Origin of the sequence: Bradyrhizobium iriomotense, from assembly GCF_030160715.1 — a bacterium.
Lineage (GTDB): Bacteria > Pseudomonadota > Alphaproteobacteria > Rhizobiales > Xanthobacteraceae > Bradyrhizobium > Bradyrhizobium iriomotense.
In genome coordinates, this window is sequence record NZ_BSOW01000024.1 from 114,672 (window position 1) to 138,539 (window position 23,868).

General features: G+C 65.0%; 25 protein-coding genes. 13 read left to right on the plus strand and 12 right to left on the minus strand.

What is annotated here, in order from left to right:
• The 5 genes from QQL28_RS30150 (at window position 1) to QQL28_RS30170 (ending at window position 5,112) form a co-directional block, all read left to right on the plus strand.
• Window positions 1-960 (plus strand): ABC transporter permease, encoded by a 960-nt coding sequence (locus tag QQL28_RS30150; protein ID WP_284271353.1) that lies wholly within the window; start codon window positions 1-3, stop codon window positions 958-960.
• The gene (locus QQL28_RS30155; RefSeq protein ID WP_284271355.1) at window positions 926-1,843 is read left to right on the plus strand and encodes an ABC transporter permease; all 918 of its coding nucleotides are present in this window, start codon (window positions 926-928) and stop codon (window positions 1,841-1,843) included. The genes QQL28_RS30150 and QQL28_RS30155 overlap by 35 nt, the downstream gene beginning before the upstream one ends.
• Complete coding sequence (locus QQL28_RS30160) at window positions 1,843-2,823, plus strand: ABC transporter ATP-binding protein (protein ID WP_284271357.1); 981 nt, start codon at window positions 1,843-1,845, stop codon at window positions 2,821-2,823. Before QQL28_RS30155 ends, QQL28_RS30160 begins: the two co-directional genes overlap by 1 nt.
• Window positions 2,820-3,788 (plus strand): ABC transporter ATP-binding protein, encoded by a 969-nt coding sequence (locus QQL28_RS30165; RefSeq protein ID WP_284271359.1) that lies wholly within the window; start codon window positions 2,820-2,822, stop codon window positions 3,786-3,788. The genes QQL28_RS30160 and QQL28_RS30165 overlap by 4 nt, the downstream gene beginning before the upstream one ends.
• A 139-nt stretch (window positions 3,789-3,927) precedes the next feature.
• Entirely contained in the window at window positions 3,928-5,112 is a 1,185-nt protein-coding gene (locus QQL28_RS30170; protein WP_284271360.1) for an MFS transporter, read from the plus strand.
• A 108-nt stretch (window positions 5,113-5,220) separates the two neighbouring features.
• Here the strand turns inward: QQL28_RS30170 and QQL28_RS30175 are convergent, their stop codons facing one another.
• From QQL28_RS30175 to QQL28_RS30220, 10 genes are all read right to left on the minus strand, one after another.
• Window positions 5,221-6,516, minus strand: coding sequence for a glycosyltransferase family 87 protein (locus tag QQL28_RS30175; RefSeq protein WP_284271362.1), 1,296 nt, complete (start codon window positions 6,514-6,516; stop codon window positions 5,221-5,223).
• Between the two features lie 92 nt (window positions 6,517-6,608).
• Window positions 6,609-8,516 carry a sensor domain-containing diguanylate cyclase gene (locus tag QQL28_RS30180; RefSeq protein ID WP_284271364.1) on the minus strand — a complete coding sequence of 636 codons (1,908 nt, stop codon included), beginning with the start codon at window positions 8,514-8,516 and terminating at the stop codon, window positions 6,609-6,611.
• 180 nt (window positions 8,517-8,696) lie between these two features.
• On the minus strand, window positions 8,697-8,921 hold the full coding sequence (locus QQL28_RS30185; RefSeq protein ID WP_284271367.1) for a dodecin: 225 nt from the start codon (window positions 8,919-8,921) through the stop codon (window positions 8,697-8,699).
• Between the two features lie 367 nt (window positions 8,922-9,288).
• A complete protein-coding gene (locus QQL28_RS30190; protein ID WP_284271369.1) occupies window positions 9,289-9,540 on the minus strand; it encodes a hypothetical protein in 252 nt (83 codons plus the stop codon).
• Window positions 9,541-9,669: 129 nt separating this feature from the next.
• On the minus strand, window positions 9,670-9,864 hold the full coding sequence (locus QQL28_RS30195; RefSeq protein ID WP_284271371.1) for a hypothetical protein: 195 nt from the start codon (window positions 9,862-9,864) through the stop codon (window positions 9,670-9,672).
• A 143-nt stretch (window positions 9,865-10,007) separates the two neighbouring features.
• Window positions 10,008-10,565, minus strand: a complete 558-nt coding sequence (locus QQL28_RS30200; RefSeq protein ID WP_080135068.1) for an HNH endonuclease — start codon at window positions 10,563-10,565, stop codon at window positions 10,008-10,010.
• Between the two features lie 240 nt (window positions 10,566-10,805).
• Window positions 10,806-11,777 (minus strand): peptidyl-alpha-hydroxyglycine alpha-amidating lyase family protein, encoded by a 972-nt coding sequence (locus QQL28_RS30205; RefSeq protein ID WP_284271372.1) that lies wholly within the window; start codon window positions 11,775-11,777, stop codon window positions 10,806-10,808.
• Between the two features lie 131 nt (window positions 11,778-11,908).
• Window positions 11,909-13,684: a flavin-containing monooxygenase gene (locus tag QQL28_RS30210; protein WP_284271374.1), complete on the minus strand. Its 1,776-nt coding sequence runs from the start codon at window positions 13,682-13,684 to the stop codon at window positions 11,909-11,911.
• A gap of 135 nt (window positions 13,685-13,819) precedes the next feature.
• Window positions 13,820-14,905: a DUF2855 family protein gene (locus tag QQL28_RS30215; RefSeq protein WP_284271375.1), complete on the minus strand. Its 1,086-nt coding sequence runs from the start codon at window positions 14,903-14,905 to the stop codon at window positions 13,820-13,822.
• The gene (locus QQL28_RS30220; RefSeq protein ID WP_284271377.1) at window positions 14,902-15,642 is read right to left on the minus strand and encodes a DNA-3-methyladenine glycosylase family protein; all 741 of its coding nucleotides are present in this window, start codon (window positions 15,640-15,642) and stop codon (window positions 14,902-14,904) included. Before QQL28_RS30220 ends, QQL28_RS30215 begins: the two co-directional genes overlap by 4 nt.
• Before the next feature lie 243 nt (window positions 15,643-15,885).
• On the opposite strand from QQL28_RS30220, the gene gluQRS reads away from it, so the two are divergent.
• Together gluQRS and QQL28_RS30230 are read left to right on the plus strand one after the other, a co-directional pair.
• Window positions 15,886-16,758, plus strand: a complete 873-nt coding sequence (gene gluQRS, locus QQL28_RS30225; protein ID WP_284271379.1) for a tRNA glutamyl-Q(34) synthetase GluQRS — start codon at window positions 15,886-15,888, stop codon at window positions 16,756-16,758.
• An 87-nt stretch (window positions 16,759-16,845) separates the two neighbouring features.
• Window positions 16,846-18,144, plus strand: coding sequence for an ATP-binding protein (locus tag QQL28_RS30230; protein ID WP_284271380.1), 1,299 nt, complete (start codon window positions 16,846-16,848; stop codon window positions 18,142-18,144).
• Here QQL28_RS30230 and QQL28_RS30235 read toward each other — a convergent pair.
• Complete coding sequence (locus tag QQL28_RS30235; RefSeq protein ID WP_431309666.1) at window positions 18,071-18,931, minus strand: YihY/virulence factor BrkB family protein; 861 nt, start codon at window positions 18,929-18,931, stop codon at window positions 18,071-18,073. The genes QQL28_RS30230 and QQL28_RS30235 overlap by 74 nt on opposite strands.
• 196 nt (window positions 18,932-19,127) lie before the next feature.
• On the opposite strand from QQL28_RS30235, the gene QQL28_RS30240 reads away from it, so the two are divergent.
• The 6 genes from QQL28_RS30240 (at window position 19,128) to QQL28_RS30265 (ending at window position 23,170) form a co-directional block, all read left to right on the plus strand.
• Window positions 19,128-19,322 (plus strand): twin transmembrane helix small protein, encoded by a 195-nt coding sequence (locus QQL28_RS30240; RefSeq protein WP_284271385.1) that lies wholly within the window; start codon window positions 19,128-19,130, stop codon window positions 19,320-19,322.
• Window positions 19,323-19,331: 9 nt separating this feature from the next.
• A complete protein-coding gene (locus QQL28_RS30245) occupies window positions 19,332-19,904 on the plus strand; it encodes a cob(I)yrinic acid a,c-diamide adenosyltransferase (RefSeq protein WP_284271387.1) in 573 nt (190 codons plus the stop codon).
• 139 nt (window positions 19,905-20,043) lie between these two features.
• A complete protein-coding gene (locus QQL28_RS30250; protein ID WP_284271389.1) occupies window positions 20,044-20,793 on the plus strand; it encodes an electron transfer flavoprotein subunit beta/FixA family protein in 750 nt (249 codons plus the stop codon).
• Complete coding sequence (locus QQL28_RS30255; protein ID WP_284271391.1) at window positions 20,793-21,737, plus strand: electron transfer flavoprotein subunit alpha/FixB family protein; 945 nt, start codon at window positions 20,793-20,795, stop codon at window positions 21,735-21,737. The genes QQL28_RS30250 and QQL28_RS30255 overlap by 1 nt, the downstream gene beginning before the upstream one ends.
• A 190-nt stretch (window positions 21,738-21,927) precedes the next feature.
• The gene (locus QQL28_RS30260) at window positions 21,928-22,809 is read left to right on the plus strand and encodes a 3-hydroxybutyryl-CoA dehydrogenase (protein ID WP_284271456.1); all 882 of its coding nucleotides are present in this window, start codon (window positions 21,928-21,930) and stop codon (window positions 22,807-22,809) included.
• 166 nt (window positions 22,810-22,975) lie between these two features.
• Window positions 22,976-23,170: a putative motility protein gene (locus QQL28_RS30265; RefSeq protein WP_284271394.1), complete on the plus strand. Its 195-nt coding sequence runs from the start codon at window positions 22,976-22,978 to the stop codon at window positions 23,168-23,170.
• Here QQL28_RS30265 and tlpA read toward each other — a convergent pair.
• The gene (gene tlpA / locus QQL28_RS30270; protein WP_431309663.1) at window positions 23,167-23,856 is read right to left on the minus strand and encodes a thiol:disulfide interchange protein TlpA; all 690 of its coding nucleotides are present in this window, start codon (window positions 23,854-23,856) and stop codon (window positions 23,167-23,169) included. The genes QQL28_RS30265 and tlpA overlap by 4 nt on opposite strands.
• Between the last annotated feature and the right edge of the window lie 12 nt (window positions 23,857-23,868).

Sequence of the window (23,868 nt, forward strand, 5' to 3'; positions counted from 1 at the left end):
ATGAGTCAGTATGTCCTGCGTCGCATTCTGATCGCGATTCCGAGCCTGCTCGGCATTTCGGTGGTGCTGTTCGTCGTGCTGGCGCTGGCTCCGGGCGATCCGTTCTCGGAGCTGGCGACCAATCCGAACGTGCCGGCCGACGTCGCAGCCTCCCTTCGGGCGAAGTTCGGTCTCGACGATCCGATCTATCTTCGCTACCTGCACTGGATCTCGGCCATGGCGCATGGCGATTGGGGCTTCTCCTTCGTCAGCCGGATGAACGTCGACCAGCTCATCCTCCAGCGCCTGCCGGCAACGCTCTACGTCGTCGGCTCGGCGCAGATTCTCGCACTCCTGATCGCGATTCCCGTCGGCGTCTTCGCGGCAACCAAGCCCTATTCGCTGTTCGACCAGATCGCCAACACGCTCGCCTTCGTCGGCTTCTCGCTGCCGACCTTCTTCACGGGCATCCTGTTCATCCTGATCTTCTCGGTCACGCTGGACTGGCTGCCCCTGGTCTACACGACCGACGTCAAGGGGACCGGCATCCACTGGGTGCTCGAGATGATCCGGCAGGCGATCATGCCGGTGGCGGTGCTCGGCCTGTTCCAGGCCGCGTCGATGACGCGCTTCGTGCGCTCGGCGATGCTCGACGTGATCCGGCTCGATTACGTCACCACCGCGCGCGCCAAGGGGCTCGGACAAGCCAAGGTGATCGTCAAGCACGTCATGCGCAACGCGATGATCCCGGTCGTAACCCTCATTGCGTTGCAGATGCCGGCCGTGTTCGGCGGCGCCATCGTCACCGAGCAGATTTTCCGCATCCCCGGCATCGGCTCGCTGCTCATCTCCTCCATTCTCGCCAACGACACGCCGGTGGTGATGGCCGTCACCTTCGTGTTCGCGTGCCTCGTTGTGCTCTTCAATCTCATCGCGGACGTCCTGTATGGCTGGCTTGACCCTCGCATCTCCCTCCGCTGAGCGGGCGGTCTACTCGCCCTGGCGCGAGACGTGGCGGCGTTTTCGCCGCCATCGGCTCGCCGTGCTCAGCGCGTTCCTGCTGCTGCTCCTGATCCTGGCGGTGCTGGTCGGCCCCTTCCTCTGGCGGGTCAAGATCAACGACATCGACATCGTGGCGGGCATGCAGGGACCCTCGCTCGCCCATCCCTTCGGCACCGACGATCTCGGCCAGGATCTCCTGGCGCGCATGATCTATGGCGGCCGCATCTCGCTTGCGGTGGGGCTTGCCGCGATGCTGGTCTCGGTGTTCGTGGGCACGCTGATCGGCGCGCTCGCCGGCATGTCGCGCGGCGCGCTCGGACATGGCTTGATGTGGCTCACCGACCTCTTCCTGTCGTTGCCGCCATTACCGCTCTTGCTGCTGCTCATCTATCTCTTCCGCGACGGGCTGAAGGCGATGTTCGGTCCCGAAGGCGGCATTTTCATCCTGATCGTGCTCGTCATCGGCGGCCTGCGCTGGATGCCGGTCGCGCGTCTGGTGCGCGCGCAGTTCCTGTCGATCCGCGAGAAGGAGTTCGTCGAAGCGGCGCGCGCGCTCGGGGCAAGCCCGGTGCGCCAGGTGGTGCGGCATATCCTGCCCAATGCCGTGGGGCCCGTGATCGTCGCCGGCACCATCGACGTTGCCGCGGCGATCATCGCGGAATCGACGCTTTCCTTCCTCGGCCTCGGCTTTCCGCCGGATACGCCAACCTGGGGTCGGCTGCTCTATGATGCCAAGGATTTTCTCGACATCGGCCCGCACTGGGCGCTGTTCCCTGGCGGGGCGATCTTCGTCGCCGTGGTCGCCATCAACTTCATCGGCGACGGCCTGCGTGACGCGCTCGATGCGCGACGGGTGATCTGATGGCGCCGCTGCTCGAAATCAAAGGTCTCAAGACCCACTTTTCGACCGACGACGGTATTTTGCAGGCCGTCGACGGCGTCGACATCTCCATCAACAAGGGCGAGACGCTCTGTGTCGTCGGCGAATCCGGCTGCGGCAAGACCGTGACGGCGATGTCGATCCTGAAGCTGATCGCGATGCCGCCCGGCCGCATCGCGGCCGGGCAGATCATCTTCGAGGGCCGCGATCTCGTGCCGCTGACGAGCCAGCAGCTCGACGAGGTCCGCGCCAAGGAGATCGGCTTCATCTTCCAGGAGCCGATGACCTCGCTCAATCCGGTTCTGACGGTCGGCGAACAGATCGCCGAGAGCCTGCGCCGCCACGAGGCGGTGACCAGGAAGCAGGCGCTCGAGCGCACCATCGAAATGCTGAAGCTGGTGCAGATCCCGAATGCCGAAGGCCGCGTGCACCATTATCCGCACCAATTCTCCGGTGGCATGCGCCAGCGCGTGATGATCGCGATGGCGCTCGCCTGCAAGCCCAAGCTCGTCATCGCCGATGAACCCACCACCGCGCTCGACGTTACCATCCAGGCGCAGATCCTCGACCTGCTCCAGGACATGAAGGAGCGTTTTGGCATGGCGGTGATGCTGATCACCCATGCCATGGGCGTCGTCGCCGAGACCGCGCAGCGCGTGGTCGTGATGTATGCCGGCAAGGTGGTCGAGGAGGCGCTCGTCGACGACCTGTTCGGCGATCCCCGTCATCCCTATACGCAAGGCCTGATCCGCTCGATCCCGCGCATCGATCTCGCCAGCGAGCACAAGACGCGCCTCGAGGCGATCGGAGGCTCGGTGCCGATCCTGGTCAACCCGCCGGTCGGCTGCCGCTTTGCGCCGCGCTGCCGCCATGCCATGAGCATCTGCACCGAGAAGGAGCCCGTGTTGCGCGAAATCGCGCCCGGCCACCGCATGGCCTGTCATCTGGGAGACGCCTCATGAGCGAACCCTTGCTGCGCGTCTCGGGCCTGAAGAAGCATTTTCCGGTGCTCGGCGGCTTGCTGTCGCGCCAGGTCGCCAGCGTCTACGCGGTCGACGGCGTATCGTTCTCGGTCAATCGCGGCGAGACGCTCGGTCTCGTCGGCGAGTCCGGCTGCGGCAAGTCCACGACGGGGCGCTGCGTGCTGCGCCTGATCGAGCCGACCGACGGCGAGGTCACCTTCGATGGCCAGGACGTGCGCAAGCTCGGCGGCAATGATCTGCGCGCGATGCGACGGAACATGCAGCTCGTGTTCCAGGATCCATTTGCCTCGCTCAACCCGCGCATGACGGTTGGCGCGATCCTCGGCGAGGCCTTCACCATCCATAACCTTGCGTCGTCGGCCAGGGAGCGCGAGGAGCGCGTGGCAGGCCTCTTGGTGAAGGTCGGGTTGAAGGCCGAGCACATGCGGCGCTACCCGCACGAATTCTCCGGCGGCCAGCGCCAGCGCATCGTGATCGCGCGCGCACTCGCGGTCGAGCCGAAGCTGATCGTCTGCGACGAGCCGGTCTCCGCGCTCGACGTCTCGATCCAGGCGCAGGTGATCAACCTGCTGGAGGATCTCCAGGCCGAGTTGAACCTCACTTATCTGTTCGTCGCGCACGACCTCTCGGTGGTCGAGCACATCTCCGACCGCGTCGCCGTGATGTATCTCGGCCGCATCGTCGAGATCGCGAAAGCGAGCGACCTCTACCGCAACCCGCAGCATCCCTATACGCAGGCGCTGCTCTCCGCCGTGCCGGTGCCGGACCCCAAGCTCAAGCGCAACCGCATCAGGTTGAAGGGCGACGTGCCGAGCCCGATGAATCCGCCAAGGGGCTGTCACTTCCACACCCGCTGCCCGATGGCCCAGCCGCGCTGCTCGGAGAGTGCGCCGGACCTGAAGGAAGGTGCGGGCGGGCACGCCGTGGCGTGTCATCTGGTCTGAGGGGCAGGGTGCGGACGTAGCGGGGGACGCGATCCCTAAGGGATCGCTCGGCGAACGGGGAGCCATGAGCCAGATACAGGATGTCAGTCTCGCTGGAGCGGAAGCACAGTCGGCGTCCCGTGCAGGGGATGTTGACGCCATGGCTCGCCGGGCACTGTGGGGCTCGGCGCTGGGCTACGCCATGGATGGGTTCGACCTTCTCATCCTCGGCTTCATGCTGAGCGCGATTTCGAAAGACCTCCACCTCACGCAACCGCAGGCAGCCTCGTTGGTGACGGGGACGCTGGTCGGTGCCGTGCTCGGCGGCTTCGTCTTCGGCATGCTGTCGGACCGGCTTGGCCGGGTCCGCGTCCTGACCTGGAGCATCGTCCTGTTCGCGATCTTCACCGGACTGTGCGCGCTGGCGCAGGGGTATTGGGACCTCCTGACCTATCGGGCCATCGCCGGCATCGGCCTCGGCGGCGAGTTCGGCATCGGCATGGCGCTGGTGGCTGAGGCCTGGCCCGCGGAGAAACGCGCGCGGGCGACATCCTATGTCGGTCTCGGCTGGCAGTTCGGCGTGCTCATTGCGGCGCTGGCGACGCCGATCCTGCTGCCTCTCATCGGCTGGCGCGGGATGTTCGCGCTCGGCGTGTTTCCGGCGCTGGTCGCTTATGTGATCCGGCGCAAGCTGCACGAGCCGGATGTCTTCGTGGCCCACAAGGCGAAGACGACGGATGCGGCCGCCTCGCTCCGCGCGCTCGTGGCCGACGGGGAGACGACCAGGATCAGCCTCGGGATGATCATCCTCTGCTCGGTGCAGAATTTCGGCTACTACGGCATCATGATCTGGCTGCCGAACTATCTTTCGACGCGGTTCGGCTATGGCCTGACGCAATCGGCGGTCTGGACCGCCGCGACCATCGCCGGCATGGCGCTCGGCATCTTCCTGTTCGGCCACGCGGCCGATCGCTTCGGCCGCCGTCCCGCGTTTCTGACCTACATGCTGGGCGCGGCCATCATGGTGGTGGTCTATTCGCAGCTGACGGCCGCGACGGCGCTGTTGATCGGCGGCGCCGTGATGGGCTTCTTCGTCAACGGCATGCTCGGCGGTTACGGCGCGCTGATGAGCGAGCTCTATCCGACCGCGGCGCGCGCCACCGCGCAGAACGTGTTCTTCAATATCGGCCGCGCGGTCGCCGGCTTCGGTCCGCTGGTGGTCGGCATCGTCAGCGCGGCCTACGGCTTCCCGACCGCGATCGCCGGGCTCGCGCTGCTCTATCTTCTCGACATCGTGGCGCTGCTCGCGCTGATCCCGGAGCGCCGCGGCGTGGAGCTTGCTTGACGCTGCGCGCTCACCGCTGGTCGCGCAGTCCGTAGTCTGAAAGGGCCTGCCACATGCGCCAGCCGAGGCGGAGCGGGTGGCGTGACGCTGACCTTGCGGAAGGCTTGATTACTCCATGACGCGCGCGTGGCGCGGGAGAAGATCGGCGGGCTCGCCGTGCAGCGCTGCCGTTGCGGGCCTGGCATCGCGCAAAAGCAGCCGCAGCAGCATTGCGAGCACGGCGACGAGCGCGACCCCGGCGATGGCCGGCGTGAAATACCGCTGGAGGTCTTCCTCGGTGACATGCTCCCGGGCCAGCCGCGCCGATTGCAGCAGACCATAGGAGTTGGCCAGCAGGATGAGCCCATACAAGGTATTCCGCTCGCGCGTGCTCGCCAGCGTGAAGAGGTCCGGCAGCAGCATGGCAAGTCCGATCGCCACGATCGGCAGGTCATAGTCGTAGGCGTAGGGGCTGATCATCACCGACGCGATCGCGACGACGCCAAGCGAGAAGCGATGAGACGGCCCGCGCAGGACGGCGAGCGTGACGGCAGCCAGTGCAAGGCACGCGACACCCACCTGTCCCCAGAACGCGGCGGCCGGGGAAAGGCCGGATTTGTACAGCGAGGAATAGGCCGAGATCATGCGGAACAGCGGATACCGACCCTGCTCGAGGTAGCCGGCGGACTCCTTGATCGCGCCTAGCCATGCGATCCAGATTTGCGGGCCGAACGCCAACGTGCACACGGCCGTGCTGGTGACCACCACGATCGCCGCCGTGGCGATCGCCGTCCAGCGGCGCGTCAGCAGCATGTAGACACCTGCCACGATGGCGAGATGCGGCTTCATGACCATCGCGCCGAGTGCGAGGCCCGCCAGGACCTGGCCCAGCATCTGGCGTCGCTCCACGTTGAGGCAGACGAGCCCGATCAGCGCGCCCGTGAGAAAGCCGTTCTGGCCGCAGGCGATCGTGATAGCAATTGCCGGGAACGAGATGACGAGCACCTGCGCCAGATTGTTTCCGGCGATGGCGCGAAGCGTCATCAGATAGGCCGCGAGCGTCAGTGCCGTGAAAAGGGAATAGGCAGCCCAGCCCGGCAGCAATCCGAACGGTGCCAGAAGCAGATCGAATTGCGGCGGGTAGGTCCAGGGCATGAAGCTGGTCGCGCCGCCGGACGCCACCGCCTGCATCTTGGAAAATTCCGAGAACTGGTAGGTGAGGTCGAGATCGTCGAGCCAGATGTGCTGCGCAACGATGTGGAAGGCCGAGAAGTCGGCGGTCTGGTTGCCATACCAGAGGCCGCCCTCGAAGAACCGCAAGCCCTTGAACAGCACCATCGCCGCGAGGCCAGCGAAGATGACGCGGACATAAATCGCCCGCTTCGACGGCAGGAATCGAATTTGCTCCAGCGTGTCGGTGAGCATGAGGTCGCGGTCCCTGGGAACAGCGCGGCATGGCCGCCAAGCCGCGGAGACTGCCGACAGAATCTTAAGTTCCGGTAACCGTTCGATGTTTGTCACGCGCTCTTCGCCGGCCACGGCACGACCTGGCCCGACATCACCAGCCGGTCGCGGCCCGAGTCCTTGGCGGCATAGAGCGCGCGATCGGCTGCCGCCACCAGCGCATTGCAATCCGTCGCGGTCTGGGACGGAAGGCTCGTCGCGGCGCCCACGCTCACAGTGACCAGTCGGGATGGCGGATTTTGCGCATGGAGCATCGCGAGATCGCGCAAGCCATCGCGAATTTCCTCGCCGATCTGGGCGCAACCGTCCGCGCCGGTGTTCGGCAACAGCAGGGCGAATTCCTCGCCGCCGTAGCGTGCCGCGAGGTCGGCGGTGCGCCTCGCATGCGAGGCCAGAATCTTTCCCAGCGCGCGCAGGCAGCCGTCACCCGCGAGGTGTCCGTAATGGTCGTTGAACTTCTTGAAATGATCGACGTCGATCAGGAGCAGCGAGAGCTGCGTGCCGTCGCGGCGTGCGCGCGCCCATTCCTCTGCAAGGCGCTCGTCGAATGCGCGGCGGTTGGCGAGCCCGGTCAGACCGTCGGTCGTCGCCAGCGAGGCGAGCTTGTCTTGAAGATCCTTCTGCTCGGTCACGTCTCGCATGATCGCAACGACGCCGTCGATCTCGCCGGTGTCGGACGCTCGCGTCACGTGCAGGGCCGACTCGGCCCAGATCTCCCCCTTCTCGCGATGGCGCTGGCGAAAGACGAACCGCGCTTCCTCGGCTTCGCCATTCTTCAGCGCGGCGATGGTCTGCTCGATCCGTTCCAGGTCCTCCGGGTGGATGCCGGCCACGGCCGAGTTGCCCAGCAGTTCGTCGGGCGACCAGCCGACGACGCGCGCGCAGGACGGGGAGACGTAGAGCAGCCGGTTATCAAGCCCGATCCGGGTCACCATGTCGCTGGATTGCTCGGCCAGCAGGCGGAAGTGAGCCTCGTTGGCGACTAGGGCCTGTGCCATGCGCTGCCGCTGCAGAAGCTGGCGAACCAGGTAGAAGCCGATCACCGCGATCAGCAGCACCAGGCCGGCGACATAGCTCATCCGCACGGCCGCGGCGCGCTGCCAGGGGGCCAGCACGTCGTCCTGCGACTTGCTCGCAAGCACCATCAGGGGATATTGGCTGCTGCGCTTGTAGTAACTCAGGCGCAGTACGCCATCGAGCGGCGACTTGAAATAGTAGACGGCCGCAGTCGGCCGGCTTTTCCATTCCTTGAACAACGGGGCATTGGAGAGGTCGCGTCCGACATAGGCGCTGCTCTCGTCGCGGCTGCGCGCCAGCATGATGCCATCATTGTTGAGCAACGACGCCGAGCCGTTCGGCCCGACGTCGAACCGCTCGTAGAACCCGACGAAATAAGCGACGTCGATCGTGAGCAGGGCGACGCCGGCGAAGCTGCCATCGGGATTGTTGATCCGGCGCGACGCGGTAATGATCCACTGGCCGCCCGAGCGGCTCCTGACCGGCCGTCCGATCAGCGTGCCGCGGTCGGGCGAAGTGCGATGACGCTGGAAATATTCGCGGTCGCCGTTGTTGAACTTGGAGATGTCGACCTGCTCGGTCGTGGCCAGCCATCGGCCCGTCTCGTCATAGACGAAGATGCCGCGGATGCGGTCCGACGATTTGCGGGTCGGCAGGTAGGTCTGGAGCTTGGCGATCGTGTCGGGGCCCATTCCATCGAGCTCGAGGCGGTGGACCAGGCCAACCAGGATCGTATCGGCGAGCTCGAACGTGTCGTCCGCGTGCTGGATCAGTGATTGGGCGACATTGGCCACGTCCACTTCGGCGGTCCTGAGCTCGGCGCTGCGTGTCTCCCATTCGCGCCAGCCGCTCAGGGCCAGGATTGCGGTGCAGATCAGCACGACGAATCCCGCCGCCCAAAACGGGAGACGGGTTTTGCCGAGTTCGCCGCGGCCTGAGGACATCGGGTCTGCTCCAAATCGGCGCAAACCTCTCACCATCGCCTTAACGGCTTGTTGCATCATCCGCGACGATTGCACGGAGCCCGTACTCGATGGGGGATTCCCCAATATTTCGACGGATTATCGTGGGACGATGTTAACCACGCCGCGGCGCGCGCAGCGGCAACGCCTCTTGTGCCCCGCTCACGCCTCGAGCGTGAAGCCGACGCGCAGCGTGACCTGGTAGTGGCGCACGGTGCCGTTCTCGATATGGCCGCGCGTCTGGACGACCTCGAACCATTTCATCTCGCGGATGGTTTTTGCGGCGCGGCTGATCGCGTTCTGGATTGCGTCCTCGATCGACTTTTCCGACGATCCGACGAGTTCCAGGATCTTGTAGACGTGATCCTTCTCGGATGAGGCAGGCATGGCGGACCTCCATTCCAGCTGGGTAGCGCAGGCCGGATTATCGCTCCGCTCCAGAGGTCAAGTCCACTGCGCACGCCTGCGCTCTGAACGAACACCACGCCATTCGGGTTCCTCGCGCGACGCATTTGCGCCGGCCCGCATGTATCGCGAAAGGTGGAGCGAGCGCGCCTGGCCTGCCAAGCGCTTCCCCTCGACACCTGCGCGAGATCGCGGCCATGGTGCTGACGCTCGGCGGCGTCGCACTGCCGGTTCAGAAGGCGTAGTATTATTCGAGAACCCGGCAGTCTGCGGAAGACTAGCCTCGTCGCGTGCATCGACAGGCAGCGCTTCCGCAACAGCACGCGTAGGAGCAGCGCGAGCGGGGCCATCATCGCAAGGCCAGCAATTGCCGGCGCGAAATGCTGGTCCAGATCCACCTTCGCGCGGCCCCGATCCGGGGTCCAAACAGCAGCGTGCAAGCGAGGGAGCGCGTCAGCACCACGATGGCCGCGGTTGCGATCGCGAGGTGCGGCTTGATCATTATGGCACCGAGCGCGCGCAGCGCCGCGAGCACGAAGCGTGCATGGAGCACGCGCTTCAACGCCGCGAATTGAAGCGGCTCCAGCGTTTCGGCGAGCATGGGTGACGATCTCGGGCCAAGGGGCGGAGTGGCCGAAAGCCGGGCCGCCTGTCAGCGCCGAGATTGCCCCCGCAGGGCTTAAGGGACGGTAACGAACCGGAAAGGACCTTGCGGCCCTGAGCCCGCGGCCTATCGGCCCTGCGATCGGGCCTCGCGCGCCAGCCGTTCGGCCCTCAGCCGCTCCATGTTGGAATAGAGCGCCTTCTGCGCAGCCTCATGCTCACGCATGGCCTGCTCCGCATCAACCCGTCGTGCCTCGTCTCGCGCCTTGCGCTCGTCGGGCGTGAGGATGCGGGGCGGGCGTACCGAATGATCGACTGTCATGGGAACATAACGCACGGCAGGCCGGCGAGTTCCCATTGTTCCATCGCGCAACCAAACCAGCGCATGAGCCAGAAGTCGCCGACCGGTCCCGGCAGCGCACACCTTTCCATGTGCAGCGAACAGAACGAAGCGCGCGTAAGGCCCTACGGATCCAGCTCCGTATCCCAGTAGAGATAATCCAGCCAGCTATCGTGCAGATAGTTGGGCGGAAAGAGGCGGCCGTTGCGGTGCAACTGATGCACCGTGGGTGCGAACGCCGCCTGCCTCGGAAACATCTTTGCCTGCGCCGGCGTGAGATTGCCCTTGCGCAAATTGCAGGGCGAGCAGGCCGCGACCACGTTCTCCCAGGTGGTCTGGCCGCCTTTGCTGCGCGGGATGATGTGATCGAAGGTGAGGTCCTCGGGCGAGCCGCAATACTGGCAATTGAAGCGGTCGCGGAGGAAGACGTTGAAACGGGTAAAGGCAGGATGGGTGGTCGGCTTGACGAAGGATTTGAGCGAGACGACGCTCGGAAGCTGCATCTCGAGCGTCGGACTTCGTACCGCCTGATCGTAGTGTGCGACGATGTTGACGCGATCGAGAAACACCGCCTTGATCGCGTCCTGCCACGACCAGAGGGACAGCGGGTAGTAACTCAGCGGCCGGAAGTCCGCATTCAGCACCAAGACCGGCCAACTGCCTTGCGAGACATGTGCGTTCAAGTAACGCTCCTGGCCTCCATATCGCTGCGAAGCAGCATGTACTGACATACTACATGCAGCGTGACGGGATTGTGAAGCCCGTTGAGCGACTTATTCAGGCCGCTCGCGAGCCGGAACACGCTGCAAAAAAGCCGCTTTTCGGGGAAGCGGCACTGCCGCGCGCCGTCCGCCCGATCGTACCGTTCCCCTCCGCCGCGCACCGATGCGGTGGCGCGGCCGGGCGAATTGGATGCGCGCCGGTCAGCGCACCCGCTCCAGCTTCTGCAGACACCGTGTGGCGCGCACGACGGCCGGCATCTCATCGTCGGGAAAGCTGGTCTTCCAGTCGGTGACGCCGACCTCGCCGACATAAATGTCGCCTTTCGAGTCCAGTGCGATCCCGTGCGGCGCCAGGAATTTTCCGCTCGCAACCCCGGGCCCCTCCTCGCCGCCGAGCCGCGCGATGCGCTTGCCTTGCGCATCCACGACGGACAGCCGCGGCCCGAGATTGGGCACCTTGCGGTTGACCGCCATGCCGGGTCCGAGTTCGCCGATCACGAAGGTCGGCTGCTTGCCGCCGCCGCAGCACAGCGCGCAAGGCCGGTGCAGATTATTCCACTGCGTCTCATATCTGCCGTTGCCGTCGAACACCTGCACGCGGTGGTTCTCGCGGTCGGCAACGTAGACATAACCGTCGGCATCAGTGGCGATATTGTGCACGATGTTGAACTGCCCGGGATCGGTGCCGGGCGCACCCCAGCTCATGATCAGCTTGCCGCCAGGGGTGAACTTATGCACACGCGCGTTGCCGTAGCCATCGGAGACGTAGATCTCGCCCTTCGGCGATAGCGCGGTGTGGGTGCAGCGGTGGAACGGATCGCCACTCATGAACGGCGCAGGCTTCTCGGGGATGCCGATCGTCAGCAGCACCTTGCCGTCGGTCGTGCATTTGCGCACGGTGTGATCGCCATCATCGGTGCAATAGAGATTGTCGTCGGCGTCGATATGCAGACCGTGGGCGCGGGTGAACAGTCCTTCGCCCCAGCTGCGCAGGAAATTGCCCTCGCGGTCGAGCACCACCATCGGATGGGTGCCGCGATTGAAAACGTAGATGCGGTCCTTGCCGTCGACCGCGACGGAAGCAACGTCGGTGAGCTGCCAGCCATCCGGCAGTTTTGCCCAGTTCTCGACGACACGGTAACGATGCTCACCCGAGCCGAGTATGGCTGGCATTGGAGTCCTCCTTTGAGCTCATTTCGGCGCGGCCGTCTCCACGACCGTCATTGCGAGCGAAGCGAAGCAATCCAGGCTGTCACCGCGGAAAGATTCTGGATTGCTTCGCTTCGCTCGCAATTACGAGGGGCTTAAGCAACAGCCACCTTCCGCCCCAACATCCCATGCTCGATCGCCTTGATCTGGAGCGCCAGGAATCTCGAATTGATCCGGCATTGCGCGAGGCTGCCGGCGATGAACCACAGGCCTGGCTGCTTCGTGCGCGCATACATGTTGCGCAGCTCAAAGCCGTCGCCAAAGCCCCAGATCGGACCGACGCGATCGGCCACGGCATCGCCGAACAGCTTTCGCACCAGATAGGCTTGCGGCTTGTAACCGGTTGAGAGCACGATGAGGTCGGCGGGGATGATCGCGCCGTCCTTCATCCGCGCGCCCTCGGCGACGAAGCTTTCGATGTCCTCGAATTGCCTGAGCCTGACCGCGCCGCTGACGATGAGATCCGAGCAGCCGACGTTGAAGTAATAGCCGCCACCGCGGGTGAGGTATTTGAACTGCCAGCCGGTGCTGCCTTCGCCGAAATCGAGCTTGAAGCCGACGCGGGTGAGGCCGTCGAGCAGGTCCTTGTCGAGCGCCTTCGACTGCTCCGTCAGCATCACATGGGTCTTCTTCGCGAGCGGGGTCGGCATCGAGGTCGCGATCAGGTCGTTGTCCTCGAGCGTGCCCTCGTTGTAGGTGGCGTAGGCGAGCTGTGCCGAGGGTTCGATATTGGTGACCAGCGTCGGCGAGCGCTGCACCAGCGTCACCTGCGCGCCGCTGGAGTAGAGATCCTGCGCAATGTCGTGGCCGCTATTGCCGGTGCCGATGACGATCGCCCGCTTGCCGGTCCAGCTCTCGCCGTCCTCATAGCGGCTGGAATGCAGGAGCGTGCCCTTGAAATTATTAAGGCTCGGAATATCCGGTATGTTCGGGATACCGCTGACGCCGGTCGCCATCACCACATGACGCGGATGCATGGTGCGCGTAGTGCCGTCGGCGCGCGCTAGGTGCACAGTCCAGCGCGCTTCCGCTTCGTCATAAGCGCCGCCCTCGAACTCGGTGCCGGTCCAGTAGTTCAGCTCCATCGCCTCGACGTAAGCCTCGAACCAGTTGGCGAGCTTGTCCTTGGGGATATAGACCGGCCAGTTCGGCGGGAACGGCATGTAGGGCAGGTGATTGACCTGCACCTGGTTGTGCAGGGTGAGCGCGTGATAGCGCTTGCGCCAATTGTCGCCGATGCGTGGCCAGCGATCGACGATCAGCGTGTCGACATTCAGCTGCTTCAGCCGCGCCGCGATCGCGAGTCCGGCCTGGCCGCCGCCGATCACCAGCACGGCCGGATCGCGATCGGCATAGTCGCCGGACGCCTTGCGCAGATCGAGCCAGTTCGGCCCGCGGAAGTCGCGCGAATAGGCCTGGCCGCGCGGCCGCGTTCGGTTGAGTTGCTCCTCAAATCCCTTCAGTTCCTCCAGCGCGGTGAGCAGCGTCCACGCCTTCAGGCGGTCGCCGTCATCGGCATCGGGCAGCAGCCGAACGATGCCGCTGCCGCGGCCAATCGCGGTCTCAAAATTGAAGATCGCCTCGATCGTCTTGGTTCCGGCGCGTGTCACCCAGCGCGGCGGCGCGCGGGTCGATGCGACCTCGAAAGAACTTGGTGCAGCCTCGGATGCGAGCGCACTCAATTCCTGAACGGTTGCGTCGCGGCCAGCGATCGTTTGCAGGTTCCAGCTCAGCGCCAGCACGTCGCGCCAGTAGCTGTCGGCCAGGAAGAGCTTATGCAGCGCGCCATGATCTGGATCGCTGAGTGCCTGCTCGAGCTGATCGAGCCAGGTTTGCGCGGACACGAGAATGTCCTTCGTCCTGTCCAGCATGCGCGACCTCGTGGCCGTCTTCGCGGCGTTTCCTCGGGAGCATGATCCGGAAAAGTGTGCAGCAGTTTTCCGAGAGGATCATGCTCCAATCATGATGGTGGACGCTATACCGTTTTGGCAGGCGCCAAAAGCCGACTATCCGAGCAGCGACAGCATATGCCCCTGCTCGGGCGGAATGCGGCCCTTCAGCGTATCGAGATAGACCTGTCGCACGGCCTCCGGTCCGCGGCTCTCGACCACGGTCAGGCATTTTTCCAGCAGCGGTGCAAACCCTGCCCACGCCGCGCCAAAGCGCTGGTCGATGCCGCCAGGGCCCCAATCCTTCGCGCGCTTGCGGATATGGTCGGGCGCGAAGAACCAGCGCGGCTTGGCGCCGGGAAGTCGGCCCTCGTCGGCGTCGGTGGCGCGATGCGTCAGGCCGACGCGCACCGAGCATGCCATCCGGTCGCTGAAATGGTGGTGCAGCTCGGCCCGCAGCGCGCTGCTGCCGGCCATATCGACGAAGGCGACCGGCGCGTCCGTCGGCAGCGAGCTGACGCGATCATAGGTGACGACCTCGTCGTAGCAGGGCAACGAGCCGACGAAGCCAGTATTGCCCGCCGAGGTCAGCCCGATCACCTTGCGGCCGCGGCTGTGCAGGAGATGCGCGAGCCCGAACGCGGTCTTGCTGGAGGCGCTCGAGAGCAGCACGCTGCGCGCGCCAAAGTCGTCGTTCTCGGCGAGGAAGTCGTCGACCAGGAACGACAGCATGAACAGCGGCCGCAGCAGCGCCTGAAGATCACCCTGATGCCCGGCAAAGGCGGGATCGCCGGTGACGCGGGAATAGGTGTTGTAGACCGGCGACACCTGCTTGCGGTGCTCGGCGCCGTCGCGAAGCGCGCGCTTGCTGACGTCGGTAGCCTCGATGACGAGATGCATGGCCATCGGAAAATAGCCGAACAGGCGCTCGCCTGCGGCGATGTTCGGATGTTTCGAGGCGATGACCTCGCCAAAGCCCCACACCGGGATGTTGCCGAAGCCCTGCGGCGCGGGAAAGATTTGCCAGTATTTCAGCTCGTCGCCCATCACGGCATAAGTGATGTTGTTGGCGGTGAACGCGAAGCGCTCGACCTTCACCAACAGCGCATCCGCGGGTAGCGCGGCCGGATCGGGACTCGCGGTCTCGATCAGCTTGCATTGCTCGAGGTCGTTGCGCGCAACGATGAAGTCGGTTGATGTCATGGTGAAGGTCCCGGCTTTTTCCGTGCCGGCATCTTCTCTTTCACCCCTGAGCGCTTTGCAACAGCAACATTGTTTAAAACGGCGTTCGCCTCGCCGGCCAACACGCCTTCGCGTTTCTTGACTGCGCGATAGTAGCTCCACCACAGATGCGCAGCCGCGCCGCGCAGGGGACGCCAGGGTTCGGCGAGTGGCGCCATCTGCTTCTCGGTGGGGCGCGTCTTCAAGCCTAGCCCGATGCGGATGCTTTCCTGCACGGCGAGATCGCCGGCAGGCCAGGCATCGCCATGGCCGAGGCAGAACAACAAATACACATCGGCGGTCCACGGTCCGATGCCGGGCAGCGCGATCAGCGTGTGATGCGCCGCGTCGGCGTCCTCCTCGGCGAGCACGTCGAGGTTCAGCCGTTCGGCCGCGAGCTCGCGCGCGAGATGTTTCAGCGTCTTGATCTTGGCGGCCGACAGGCCAAGCCGTCCGAGCCGGTCGGCGCGCGCACGGCGCACCGCGTCATGGTCGAACGGATCGAAGGCGGCGTTGAGCCGCCCCCAGATCGCGCCGGCGCTCGCGGTCGAGAGCTGCTGGCCGCAGACGATGTGCGCCAGCCCCGCAAAGCCGGGCTCGCGCCGTCGCAGGCTCGGCATGCCCGCGATCTCCAGCACCGGCTTCAGCCGAGTGTCACGCTTGACCAGTGCCTGAACGGCCTCTTCGAGATCAGACTGGGTTTCGAGGTGGATGGTCATGGCTGCTCAACTCGTCATGCGCGGGCTTGCCGTCTCTGCTAAGGCTCGCCGGCCCAATACCGAGAAGCCCGCCGAAGCCTCGGCGTAGGCGGGACCCGCGCATCCATCTCATATCGTAACAGAGTCATGGAAGATGGATTGCCGGGTCCCGTCTTCGCTAAAGCTCCGCCGGGCCAACATACTCACTCGGCCGCCGAAGCTCTAGCGAAGGCGGCAAGTCCGGCAATGATGAGTACCCCAAGAATGACGCCACCCGTTTTCCGATTCGCCCCCAGCCCGAACGGCTATCTCCATCTTGGGCATGCCTTCTCCGCGCTGCTGAATTTCGATCGCGCGCGCGAGACGGGCGGGCGCCTCCTGCTGCGGATCGAGGACATCGACGCGACGCGCTGCCGGCCGGAGTTCGAGGCGGCGATATACGAGGATCTCGCCTGGCTGGGAATCGCCTGGGAGACGCCGGTGCGGCGACAATCGGAGCATTTTGACGCCTATCGCGCGGCGCTGGACAGGCTCACCGCGCTTGGCCTCGTCTATCCCGCCTTCGAAAGCCGCGCCGAGATCGCAAAGCAGGTAGCGCAGCGCGAGGCTGATCGACCCTGGCCGCGCGACCCCGATGGCGCGCCGCTTTATCCGGGCACCGCGAAATCGCTTCCCCCCGAGGAGCGCGCGCGGCTGATCTCCTCAAGCGCGCCCTATGCGCTGCGGCTCGACATGGCCGCGGCCTGCCTCCGCATGGCGAACCTCATTTGGCGCGAGGACGGCGAGGGACCTGCGGGCGAGCAGGGCAGCATTCCTGTCCAACCGCAGGCCTGGGGCGATGTCATCCTCGCACGCAAGGAGACGCCGACCAGCTATCACCTGTCTGTCGTCGTCGACGATGCGCTTCAGGGGGTGAGCGAGGTGGTGCGCGGTCAGGATCTGTTTCAGGCGACGTCGGTTCACCGCCTGCTCCAGGAACTGCTCGGTCTGCCCGCGCCCGCCTATCGCCACCATCGGCTGGTAAGCGACGGGGCTGGGCAAAAGCTTTCCAAATCGACCCGCGCCACCGGCTTGCGCGACTTGCGCGCGGCGGGAGCGCTCCCTGCCGACATCCGCGCGTTGGTGGGATTACGTTAAGTTTCTCTGGGGTTTAGAAAAACGCCTCAGTGACTCCCTGGGCCCCGCCGTGCCATGCTGACTTCGAGCCGGGGTTCAAGGGGAAACATGGCGGCGAAAACGCGCTCAGCGCGCACCACGCGGTCGTCCAAGCGGCGGTTGCCCAAGATGGGTGCCAAGGCGGGTGGCAAGGCGCGCCTTGAGCCGCGTGCCGCACGCAAGCGCAGCGTCAAGAAGAGCGCAAAGACGAGTCCAAAAGCTGCCGCGGCGGACGTGGTCCGAGCCGCGCTCGCGGCCTTTGCCCACGAGGTCCGCACCCCCCTGACCGGAATCCTCGCGATCAGCGATCTGCTTGCGACCTCGGACCTTGGCGAGCGCGAGCGCCGCTGGGCCGACACCATCAAGGCCGGCGCGGAGCATCTGGCGAGTCTTGCGACTCTGTTCGTGGACGCCGCCAAGACAGCCAAGGATGGGGGCAATGGCCTCGGCCAGGATCTGTTCGATATGCGCGCCCTTGCGCGGGCAGCCGGCGACTCGCTTGCCGGCCGCGCGGCAGCCAAGGGGTTGCAGGCCGAGATCGACATCCACCCACGACTTCCAGCCCTGGTGGTAGGCGACTCCGTACGCCTGCGCGCGGCGCTGGAGAACTTGATCGACAATGCCGTGAAGTTCACGGAACAGGGCTGGGTGGCGCTACAGGTTCTGCCCTGGCGTCCGCCGAAGGGCAAAGGCAAGATCGGTGTTTCCTTCAGGGTCTCGGATAGCGGCATCGGGCTGACCATGGCCGAGATCAAGCGTCTGTTCCGTCCGTTCACGCAGGCCAATGTCACCATCGCCTCGCGCTTCGGCGGCGCCGGGCTGGGGCTCTCCTCGGTGAAGCAATTGGCACGCGCGATGGGCGGTGACGTCACCGCGAAGACGCGGCCGACTCGCGGCGCCGCCTTCATCTTGACCGTCGCCTTGAGCTCCCCCGAGGACATCGATGCGTTGGACGTAAGCGGTGACGGAGAGCCGTCGAATGCCATGAGGTCGCTGCGCGTGCTCAGCGTCGAGGACAATCCGTTCGGCCGCGTCGTGCTCAACACCATGCTGACCGAGCTCGGCCATCATGCGGAGTTCATCGGTCGTGGCGAGGATGCGGAAAACCGCCTTGCGCAAGGCGCTTTCGATGCAGTGTTGATGGACATGGTGCTGCCGGGCATCGACGGCATCGAGGCGATCAAGCGCATCCGCACGATGTGCCCGCCGCTCGGTCAGATCCCGATCATCGGCATTTCCGGCCGCGGCGAGGACGAGACGGCCTCTCGCGAGGTCGGCGCCGACGCCTTCCTGGTCAAGCCCGTGTCTCCGCGTGCGCTAGCGACTGCGCTGCTTGAAGCGACACGCCGTGAGGAAGCCGCGACTTGATGATCGCAGCGTTGAGCTCGCCGCCATAGACGAAGATCGCGGCGATGAAATACAGAAACACCAGCGCGATGATCACTGAGGCGAGGCCCGCATACATCGTCACGTAGTTGTTGGCGAAGCGCGCCAGATATTGCCCGAACACGATGCCCGAGATCAGCGACGCAATCATCGTGAAGACGATGCCGGGCAGGATCTGGAGGAAGCCGCGCCGCCCCGCCGGCAGCCAGGCGTGCAGGATGATCAGCGCGACGATCAGCGCGCCGATGGTGATGCCGTAGCGCAGCCAGGTCAGGATGCTTTCGTTGGATTCGACGATGAGCGGGATGTGCCGCCGCGCCGCCTCGATGAGCAGCGGCCCCAGCACGATCAGGAACGCCATGGCGAGCGCGGTGAAGGCCGCCACCAGCGTGTAGCCGATCGATTCCAGCCGCAGCCAATACCAGCGCCGCATCTCGACCACCGCATAGGCGCGGTTGAGCGCGACCCGCAAGGCCTCGACGCCGTTCGAGGCAAAATAGACCGACAGCACTGCGCCGATGGTCAGCACGTCGGTGCGGGTCGTGGTCAGCACGTCGTGGATCTCGCCGGACAGCGAGTTGGCGACCTGCTTGGGCCAGACCTCGAGCATCAGCCCGGCCGCCTGGTCGGCGAGCTCCTTGGAGCCGAAGAAGCCCGCAAGCGAGGTGAGCACGATCAGGAACGGGAACAGCGCCATCAGGCTGGACAGCGCGATATGGCTCGCGATCGCCCAGCCGTCGTCGGCCAGGAACGTGTAGAACGCGTCCATCGTGACCAGGTAGAGGTAGCGGATCTGCCTCACATGCCACCTGATGCTGCTCCCTCTCCCCGCGAGCGGGGAGAGGCGAAGAAGGCAGGTGATTGGCGCAGGTCGGAAATCATCCCGCTAGCTTCTGATATTATTGGCCTAAAAGCCAGATCGCGACGTGATGGCGGAGCGGCAAACACAATGTTATCTACCCCCAATGGCATCCCTCCTGAGTTCTTTCATCCTGCCGGTGGCTGTCGGCGCCGTGGCGCTGGTGCTGCTGCTCGGTCTCGTCAACATGATGCGCGGCGGCTCGCCCAACACCTCGCAGAAGCTGATGCGGTTGCGCGTGCTGTTTCAGTTCGTGGCGATCGTCATCGCCATGCTCGCGGTCTGGGCGATGGGGCGTTGAGAGGTAAACATGGTCGTTCTCAATCGCATCTACACCCGCACCGGTGACGACGGCACGACCGCGCTCGGCTCCGGCGAGCGCCGTCCGAAATATGATCTGCGGATCGAGGCCTACGGCACCGTCGACGAGACCAATGCCGCGATCGGCGTGGCACGATTGCACGTCAACGACTGGCCGGAGCTCGATGCGATGCTCGGCCGGATCCAGAACGACCTGTTCGATCTCGGCGCCGATCTCGCGGTGCCCGAGCGGGAGGGCAAGGCCGAGCGGTTGCGGGTCGTGGCGAGTCAGGTCGAGCGGCTCGAGCGCGACATCGACGCGCTGAACGAAAAGCTCGCCCCGCTCACCTCCTTCGTGCTGCCGGGCGGAACCCCGGCCGCCGCCCATCTCCATGTCGCGCGCACGATATGCCGCAGGGCGGAACGCGTAATGGTGGAACTCGCCGCGCGGCCGGACGAGCCGGTCGGGGCGGCTGGCATCCAATATATGAACCGGCTGTCGGATTTCCTGTTTGTCGCGAGCCGCGCGGCCAATCATAATGGCGCTGGTGACGTGCTCTGGGTGCCGGGGCAGAACCGCTAGGCAAACCGCCAAGCGAACCGTCAAGATTGGCTCGCAAAGCCAATTTTTGGGCCTCCGCGCGCGTTGACCGGACTGGGCCGGGCCATTAGGTTCCGCGCCAGTTGATAACCCCCTCAAGAATTCAAGTGAAAGAGGATCGATGAAGGTCTTAGTGCCGGTGAAGCGGGTGGTCGATTACAACGTCAAGGTTCGCGTCAAGGGCGATGGATCGGGCGTTGAACTCGCCAACGTCAAGATGTCGATGAACCCATTCGACGAAATCGCGGTCGAGGAAGCGCTGCGCCTGAAGGAAGGCGGCAAGGCCACCGAGGTCGTGGTGGTCTCCATTGGACCGGCGCAGGCGTCCGAGACGATCCGCACCGGTCTTGCCATGGGCGCCGACCGCGGCATCCTGGTGAAGGCCGAAGGCAACGTGGAGCCGCTGGCGGTCGCCAAGATCCTGAAGAAGGTCGCCGACGAAGAGCAGCCGGGCCTGATCATTCTGGGCAAGCAGGCGATCGACGACGACAGCAACCAGACCGGCCAGATGCTGGCCGCGCTGCTCGGCTGGTCGCAGGCGACCTTCGCCTCCAAGCTCGAGGTCGAAGGATCTGACTTCAAGGTCACCCGCGAGGTCGATGGCGGCCTGCAGACGGTGAAGCTGAAGGGACCGGCGATCGTCACCACCGATCTCCGCCTCAATGAGCCGCGCTATGCCTCGCTGCCCAACATCATGAAGGCGAAGAAGAAGCCGATTGCGGAGAAGACCGTCGCCGATTACGGCGTCGACGTCACCGCGCGCCTCGAAGTTCTCAAGACGACGGAGCCACCGGGCCGCAAGGCCGGCGTCAAGGTCAAGGACGTCGCCGAGCTGGTGTCGAAACTCAAGAACGAAGCCGGAGTGCTCTGATGACGACGCTTCTGATTGCCGAACACGACAATGCGTCGCTGAAGGATGCGACCAACAAGGCCCTGACGGCGGCCGCCGCCCTCGGCGCCGACGTCGACGTGCTGGTCGCCGGCCAGAACGCCAAGGGCGCGGCGGAGGCTACCGCAAAGCTCGCTGGCGTGAAGAAGGTGCTGCTCGCCGACGGCGAAGCTTACGCGCACGATCTCGCCGAGCCGCTGGCCGCGCTGGTCGTCTCGCTGGCGTCCGGCTATGACGCGATCGTCGCGCCTGCGACCTCGCGCTTCAAGAACGTGATGCCGCGCGTCGCAGCCCTGCTCGATGTGATGCAGATCTCGGAGATCATCAAAGTCGTCGCGCCCGACACCTTCGAACGTCCGATCTATGCCGGCAACGCCATCCAAACGGTGAAGTCGAAGGACGCCAAGAAGGTCATCACGGTGCGCACCTCGACCTTCGCCGCTGCGCCGGCCGGTGGCGGCGCGAGCGTCGAGAGCGTCGCGGCGGCGGCCGATCCGGGCCTGTCGTCCTTTGTCGGCGAGGAAGTCGCCAAGAGCGACCGCCCCGAGCTGACCTCGGCGAAGATCATCGTCTCCGGTGGCCGCGCCATGCAGAGCCGGGAAAACTTCGCAAAGTACATCGAGCCGCTCGCCGACAAGCTGGGCGCCGGTGTCGGTGCCTCGCGTGCGGCGGTCGACGCCGGCTATGCGCCGAACGACTGGCAGGTCGGCCAGACCGGCAAGGTCGTGGCCCCCGAGCTCTATGTCGCCGTCGGCATCTCCGGCGCGATCCAGCATCTCGCCGGCATGAAGGACTCCAAGGTGATCGTCGCGATCAACAAGGATGAGGACGCGCCGATCTTCCAGGTCGCCGACTACGGCCTGGTTGCCGACCTCTACCAGGCGGTTCCTGAGCTCACGGCCGAACTCGGCAAGCTCGGCAAGTAAAACACCGTAAAAACACCGGCCGGATGTGCTAACTCCGGCCGGTGTTTCATTTCTGAGGCGCTTTCTTTCGCGGGGACAACCGGAAGGGCGCGATCCAATCTAGGTTTCGAGCCCGGGTTCTGATTAAATCGGACCCCCGGCTCACGGGGGATAGGCAGGGCGCGGCATCCGCGCCGTTCCGGTGGATGACATTATGGCAGAGATCAAGAAGGTCGGCGTGATCGGCGCGGGGCAGATGGGCAATGGCATCGCCCATGTCGCGGCGCTGGCCGGTTTCGACGTGGTGCTCAACGACATCTCGGCCGACCGTCTGAAGTCGGGCATGGCCACCATCAACGGTAATCTGTTGCGCCAGGTCTCCAAGAAGGCCGTCAGCGAGGACGACAAGGCCAAGGCGCTGTCGCGCATCACGCTCGCCGAGAAGCTCGATGACCTCGCCGACTGCGACCTCGTGATCGAGACTGCGGTCGAAAAGGAAGAGGTCAAGCGCAAGATCTTCCACGAGCTCTGCGCGATCCTGAAGCCCGAAGCGATCGTCGCCTCCGACACCTCCTCGATCTCGATCACCCGCCTTGCCGCGGCCACCGACCGCCCCGAGCGCTTCATCGGCATTCACTTCATGAATCCGGTGCCGCTGATGGAGCTGGTCGAGCTGATCCGCGGCATCGCCACCGATGATTCCACCTTCGAGGCCTCCAAGGCATTCGTTGCCAAGCTCGGCAAGCAGGTCGCGGTCTCCGAGGATTTCCCGGCCTTCATCGTCAACCGCATTCTGCTGCCGATGATCAACGAGGCGATCTACACGCTCTATGAAGGCGTCGGAAACGTCGAGGCGATCGACGCGGCGATGAAGCTGGGCGCCCATCATCCGATGGGCCCGCTGGAGCTGGCCGATTTCATCGGCCTCGACACCTGTCTCTCCATCATGCAGGTGCTGCATGAGGGGCTGGCCGACTCAAAATACCGCCCGTGCCCGCTGCTGGTGAAATACGTCGAAGCCGGCTGGCTCGGCCGCAAGACGCAGCGCGGCTTCTACGACTACCGCGGCGCCAAGCCGGTCCCGACGCGGTAAAGTCTTGTCATTGCCGGGCTCGACCCGGCAATCCATCCTTTCAAAAGAATCCTTTGTGTCGATGGATACGCGGGTCAAGCCCGCGTATGACGAGTTATTGCTGGGCGAGCATCCACCTCTCGTTAACCCCTCGCCCCTAGGCTGCCGCCCGTACGAGGGTATGCGTATGGACATGATGGCCATGGTCAGCAGCATGCTGACCGCTCAGCAAGGCGCGTTGCAGTCGAACATCGCGGCGACCGTGACGAAGCAGAACATGGATGCGGAGAAATCCGCCGTCCTGACGCTGCTCGGAGCCGGCCAGCCCTCGCGCGCCAATGTCGGCGCCGGCATCGGCAACAATCTCAACGTTACGGCCTAAAGCGACGCGGCGGCAGGCTTCACCGCGGCCTGGATCAGCTTCAACGCGTCGTCGCTCGACCATTCGGCGGGGCCGGCGATGGTGGCGATCTCGCAGCCCTGCGGGTCGACAAGCACCGAGGTGGGCATGCCCAATGCCCGGCCTATGGCTTTAAGATCCTGGAAAACCTTGGCTTTCTGGTCGTTGAAATAGCCGAGACGGGTCAGGCCGGCCTCTTTCAGGAAAGTCTTGGGCTTCTCGGGGTCGCGGGTGTCGATATTGATCGCGACCACCTCGAAATTCGGCCCCGCAAGCTTGGTCTGGAGTCCCTCCAGCGCCGGCATTTCCTTCCGGCAGGGCACGCACCAGGTCGCCCAGAGGTTGACCAGCACGGTCTTGCCACGGAAGTCGGAGAGCTTCTTCGGCTGGCCGTCGGCGTCCTCGAAGGCGAGGTCAGGCAGCTTTAACGGGGCGGTCGCCATGGTCAGCGCGGCCACCTCGCCATGGGCGAGCGGCGCGATCCTGCTGGCGGTCTGGACCGCGGCGCGGCAGGCCGGATCGCCCGCCGGCCCCCGCTTCAGGCCCAACCCGTACAGCGCGGCAAAGCCGACCAGGCCCCCGACCGCCACGGTGGCGATCACGAGGGGGATCCGGCGCGTGGCGGACCGCGCCTTCCGTTGGTCGAGCATGTCGTTGGGGTCGAGCATATCGTTTGTCAT

What these genes read in the sequence shown, in the direction of transcription:
- QQL28_RS30190 (WP_284271369.1), bottom strand. Translation starts at nt 9,540, where the DNA reads ATGCTCGCCGAAACGCTGGAGCCGCTTCAATTCGCGGCGTTGAAGCGC.
- QQL28_RS30165 (WP_284271359.1), top strand. Translation starts at nt 2,820, where the DNA reads ATGAGCGAACCCTTGCTGCGCGTCTCGGGCCTGAAGAAGCATTTTCCG.
- QQL28_RS30180 (WP_284271364.1), bottom strand. Translation starts at nt 8,516, where the DNA reads ATGTCCTCAGGCCGCGGCGAACTCGGCAAAACCCGTCTCCCGTTTTGG.
- QQL28_RS30185 (WP_284271367.1), bottom strand. Translation starts at nt 8,921, where the DNA reads ATGCCTGCCTCATCCGAGAAGGATCACGTCTACAAGATCCTGGAACTC.
- QQL28_RS30175 (WP_284271362.1), bottom strand. Translation starts at nt 6,516, where the DNA reads ATGCTCACCGACACGCTGGAGCAAATTCGATTCCTGCCGTCGAAGCGG.
- QQL28_RS30255 (WP_284271391.1), top strand. Translation starts at nt 20,793, where the DNA reads ATGACGACGCTTCTGATTGCCGAACACGACAATGCGTCGCTGAAGGAT.
- QQL28_RS30210 (WP_284271374.1), bottom strand. Translation starts at nt 13,684, where the DNA reads ATGCTGGACAGGACGAAGGACATTCTCGTGTCCGCGCAAACCTGGCTC.
- QQL28_RS30150 (WP_284271353.1), top strand. Translation starts at nt 1, where the DNA reads ATGAGTCAGTATGTCCTGCGTCGCATTCTGATCGCGATTCCGAGCCTG.
- QQL28_RS30235 (WP_431309666.1), bottom strand. Translation starts at nt 18,931, where the DNA reads ATGGACGCGTTCTACACGTTCCTGGCCGACGACGGCTGGGCGATCGCG.
- gluQRS (WP_284271379.1), top strand. Translation starts at nt 15,886, where the DNA reads ATGACGCCACCCGTTTTCCGATTCGCCCCCAGCCCGAACGGCTATCTC.
- QQL28_RS30245 (WP_284271387.1), top strand. Translation starts at nt 19,332, where the DNA reads ATGGTCGTTCTCAATCGCATCTACACCCGCACCGGTGACGACGGCACG.
- QQL28_RS30155 (WP_284271355.1), top strand. Translation starts at nt 926, where the DNA reads ATGGCTGGCTTGACCCTCGCATCTCCCTCCGCTGAGCGGGCGGTCTAC.
- QQL28_RS30265 (WP_284271394.1), top strand. Translation starts at nt 22,976, where the DNA reads ATGGACATGATGGCCATGGTCAGCAGCATGCTGACCGCTCAGCAAGGC.
- QQL28_RS30170 (WP_284271360.1), top strand. Translation starts at nt 3,928, where the DNA reads ATGGCTCGCCGGGCACTGTGGGGCTCGGCGCTGGGCTACGCCATGGAT.
- QQL28_RS30160 (WP_284271357.1), top strand. Translation starts at nt 1,843, where the DNA reads ATGGCGCCGCTGCTCGAAATCAAAGGTCTCAAGACCCACTTTTCGACC.
- QQL28_RS30215 (WP_284271375.1), bottom strand. Translation starts at nt 14,905, where the DNA reads ATGACATCAACCGACTTCATCGTTGCGCGCAACGACCTCGAGCAATGC.
- QQL28_RS30240 (WP_284271385.1), top strand. Translation starts at nt 19,128, where the DNA reads ATGGCATCCCTCCTGAGTTCTTTCATCCTGCCGGTGGCTGTCGGCGCC.
- QQL28_RS30195 (WP_284271371.1), bottom strand. Translation starts at nt 9,864, where the DNA reads ATGACAGTCGATCATTCGGTACGCCCGCCCCGCATCCTCACGCCCGAC.
- tlpA (WP_431309663.1), bottom strand. Translation starts at nt 23,856, where the DNA reads ATGCTCGACCCCAACGACATGCTCGACCAACGGAAGGCGCGGTCCGCC.
- QQL28_RS30230 (WP_284271380.1), top strand. Translation starts at nt 16,846, where the DNA reads ATGGCGGCGAAAACGCGCTCAGCGCGCACCACGCGGTCGTCCAAGCGG.
- QQL28_RS30205 (WP_284271372.1), bottom strand. Translation starts at nt 11,777, where the DNA reads ATGCCAGCCATACTCGGCTCGGGTGAGCATCGTTACCGTGTCGTCGAG.
- QQL28_RS30220 (WP_284271377.1), bottom strand. Translation starts at nt 15,642, where the DNA reads ATGACCATCCACCTCGAAACCCAGTCTGATCTCGAAGAGGCCGTTCAG.
- QQL28_RS30250 (WP_284271389.1), top strand. Translation starts at nt 20,044, where the DNA reads ATGAAGGTCTTAGTGCCGGTGAAGCGGGTGGTCGATTACAACGTCAAG.